Here is a 3,658-nt window from a genome sequence, read left to right as displayed (position 1 = left end):
GCCTGACTTAATGTAGGAGTCTCCACTTCTAATAAACCACGTTGTACAAAAAAATGACGAATATCTTGTAATATTTTTGCCCTTTTTTTTAATTGCTCTATCTCTGCACTTGGTTGCCAGCTCATTCTCTTTCCTCTAAATACATTAAATCAACAGCTATACCCATGATACTTCGAAATGCAAAGTCAGCAAGACAAATTGTACCGAGATACTAGGCATAAAATTGAAGCCTAGTTATTCTACATAGAGATTTCATAACAACGCAGATTGCTGCAAGTTGTCTTGCCCTACGGGGGCGAATTGAACGACAGTTTAGTATCATGAGCGGATAAGCTCTGCGCATCCTGTTTTCAGCTCGAACACCAGCCCTACGTTGCAACAATCGAAAAGGGAATAACCATTTAAGAATTAAAGTCTTTTATTTAATTCTACCGATAGAGGATTAACGAAGTTCAATCTCGAAAGGTCTCATGTTGTGCCTTGCTCTGGTTACCTAGCTTGTGCCAGACAAAGTATCTTGAGGTAACATGGGTATAATCTACCGAAGAAATAATTTTACGCGAACAAAAATGAGCAAGCTAATAATCATATTGAACCTTACAGTTTACCCTACTTCAGCGCCTAATTAATCGTTTAAATAACAGGCTATTTGACTTACCTCGCAATAATAGTTTTTTTTCAAAAAAGTCTTATAGATTGTTCCATTAACCCTGTTTAAATCATGGTTTAAAAAAAAGGGCTTGGTACACTTATCATTAAGTTCAAAGACTTAAAATATGAAGGGAGTAAAATGTGCAGATAATTCAAACAGATGTTGCCATTATTGGTGCAGGTGGTTCTGGGTTAAGAGCCGCAATTGAAATTGCCGAAAATCATCCAGATCTCGATATAGCATTAATTTCTAAAGTTTACCCAATGCGCAGTCATACTGTTGCAGCAGAAGGTGGAGCAGCCGGCGTTGCTCAAGACCATGATTCACTTGATAACCATTTTAACGATACTGTTTCCGGCGGTGATTGGTTATGCGAGCAAGATGTAGTGCAGTACTTTGTAGAAAATGCAGCGAAGCAATTAACCCAACTTGAACATTGGGGTTGCCCTTGGAGCCGTAAAGAAGACGGCAGCATTAATGTTCGTGCCTTTGGCGGTATGAAAATAGAACGTACTTGGTTTGCTGCCGATAAAAGTGGCTTCCATATCCTACACACACTTTTCCAAACTTCGATTCAATATCCTAAAATCACTCGCTATGATGAGCATTTCTGCTTAGATTTAATCATCGAAGATGACAAGATCCAAGGTGTGTTAATTCTTGATATTGCGGAAGGTGAAGCAAAACTCATTCAAGCAAAATCAGTAATTATGGCGACCGGCGGCGCTGGACGCGTCTATAGCTACAATACCAATGGCGGCATTGTAACCGGAGATGGCATGTCACTGGCTTATCGCCATGGCGTGGCATTGCGTGATATGGAATTTGTCCAATATCACCCAACCGGCTTACCAGGCAGCGGTATATTAATGACGGAAGGTTGTCGTGGTGAAGGCGGCATTTTACTTAATAAAAATGGCTATCGTTATCTACAAGATTACGGTTTAGGGCCAGAAGTACCCGTTGGCGAAACTAAAAATAAATATATGGAACTTGGACCGCGTGACAAACTCAGTCAATGTTTTTGGCAAGAACAACAAAAAGGTAATGTATTTGAAGGGCCAAGAGGTGATTACATACACCTTGATCTGCGCCATTTAGGTGAAGAGAAAATAAATGAGCGCCTACCCTTTATCCGCGAACTAGCTAAAGCATATATGGGCGTTGACCCAGTCCATGAACCAATTCCAGTTCGCCCTACCGTTCATTACACTATGGGTGGGATTGAAACTGACGCTAAAACAGCAACCAGTTTAAGTGGTTTATATGCGATTGGTGAATGTGCATCAGTCGGATTACACGGCGCCAATCGATTGGGCTCTAACTCATTAACTGAACTCGCAGTATTTGGACAGCTAGCCGGCGAACAAGCTGCAAATTATGCTCATGCTAATGAACATCACGAAATAGCACCACTAGAAAAGAAAGCAGAACAAATTTTTGCACGTACATTAGCCTTGTTGAATAGCGAAGGCACAGAAAAAATGGCTGATATTCGTCAAGAGATGGGCGATTGCATGGAGATGGGTGTTGGTATTTATCGTACCGAAGAATCAATGCAACAAACCATCGATAAACTAGCAGAGCTGAAACAGCGTTATAAAAACATTCAAATTGTTGATAAATCTAGCGTCTTCAACACTGAGTTTTTATATGCTATCGAATTAGGCTATTTACTCGATACTGCCGAAGCAATGGCACATAGTGCAATTTCACGTAAAGAATCTCGCGGCTCTCATCAACGAATTGATGGTTATGAAAAACGTGACGATCAAAACTTCTTAAAACATACATTGGCTTATTACCAAGCAGACACATCGCCAAAAATTGACTATTCATCGGTGACTATTACTAAGAGTCAACCTGCTGAACGTGTTTATGGTGCAGCGTCTGAACAAGCGAATAAAAAAGATGAAGCGCAGGAGAATGCTTAATGGAAAATTTAACCATTGCGATAGACATACTCAGATACCGTCCAGAACAGGATAATGAACCCTTTACTCAAACCTTTGAAGTGCCCTACTCACCTGATATGTCAATATTAGAGGCATTGCAGTATATAAAGGATCATCTCGACAGCACAGTGAGTTTCCGCTGGTCCTGTCGCATGGCAATTTGTGGTAGCTGTGGAATGATGGTGAATGGTGTACCAAAATTAGGCTGTAAATCATTTTTGCGTGATGCATACCCAAACAAAATAACATTAGAACCATTAGCTAATTTTCCAATTGAGCGAGATCTTGTCGTGGTAATGGATGATTTCATCAATAAACTTGAAGAAATCCAACCTTATATTATCAGTGATAAAGAAAAACCTCTTTCCAGTGGCCCTAACAAACAAACACCGCTACAAATGGAAAAGTACAAGCAATTTTCAATGTGTATAAATTGTGGTTTATGTTACGCCGCTTGTCCCCAATATGCCTTAGACGATAAATTTACTGGCCCAGCAGCACTTGCCTTACTCGCTCGTTATAACCGAGATAGCCGAGATAATGGCGAAGCGCAGCGAATGAAAATAGTTAATCAAGAAGAAGGCGTCTGGGGATGTACTTTTGTTGGTTACTGTTCAGTGGTTTGTCCTAAAGGCGTTGATCCAGCGGCCGCGATTCAATTACTTAAAGTTGAAAGCAGTAAAGATTATCTGATTGGTATGTTTAAACCTGATTAAATTAGTGGAGGAAGTCATGAGCAAACGTAAACCCTACAAACGAGAGCTTTCAAATGATTGGTGGCTTAAACATACATTCTATACAAAGTATATTATCCGAGAAGGTAGCAGTGTTTTAATCACCTTCTATAGCCTAGTGCTAGCTTGGGGAGTACTTCGCTTAAGCCAAGGTGAAGTCGCTTTTGATGCTTGGTTAGGTGCTTTACAGCATCCGATATCAATTATTATCCACGTACTAGCCTTTGCCTTGGCGCTTTACCATAGCATTACCTGGTTTTCACTGGCACCAAAAGCGGCTGATTTATGGTTCAAGGGTAAAAGAATCGAAGATAAAG

The 3,658-nt window shown here is 40.3% G+C and carries 4 protein-coding genes; 3 read left to right on the top strand and 1 reads right to left on the bottom strand.

Annotation, left to right across the window (positions count from 1 at the left end; genetic code table 11):
• Window positions 1–125 (bottom strand): amino acid--tRNA ligase-related protein (locus QNK26_RS18460; RefSeq protein WP_319225579.1); only part of this gene is annotated, 125 nt, incomplete at its 3' end.
• Window positions 126–792: 667 nt separating this feature from the next.
• Between QNK26_RS18460 and frdA the strand changes: the two genes are divergently transcribed.
• From frdA to QNK26_RS18445, 3 genes are all read left to right on the top strand, one after another.
• Window positions 793–2,586, top strand: a complete 1,794-nt coding sequence (gene frdA, locus QNK26_RS18455; RefSeq protein ID WP_319225578.1) for a fumarate reductase (quinol) flavoprotein subunit — start codon at window positions 793–795, stop codon at window positions 2,584–2,586.
• Entirely contained in the window at window positions 2,586–3,323 is a 738-nt protein-coding gene (locus tag QNK26_RS18450) for a succinate dehydrogenase/fumarate reductase iron-sulfur subunit (RefSeq protein ID WP_319225576.1), read from the top strand. Before frdA ends, QNK26_RS18450 begins: the two co-directional genes overlap by 1 nt.
• Window positions 3,324–3,339: 16 nt before the next feature.
• Window positions 3,340–3,658 (top strand): fumarate reductase subunit C (locus tag QNK26_RS18445; protein WP_319225574.1); only part of this gene is annotated, 319 nt, incomplete at its 3' end.

The sequence above is a fragment of the Moritella sp. genome, from assembly GCF_033791185.1.
In the GTDB taxonomy this organism is placed as follows: domain Bacteria; phylum Pseudomonadota; class Gammaproteobacteria; order Enterobacterales; family Moritellaceae; genus Moritella.
Note: the sequence above shows the minus strand (reverse complement) of the source record. Positions and strands in the feature narration are given on the sequence as shown.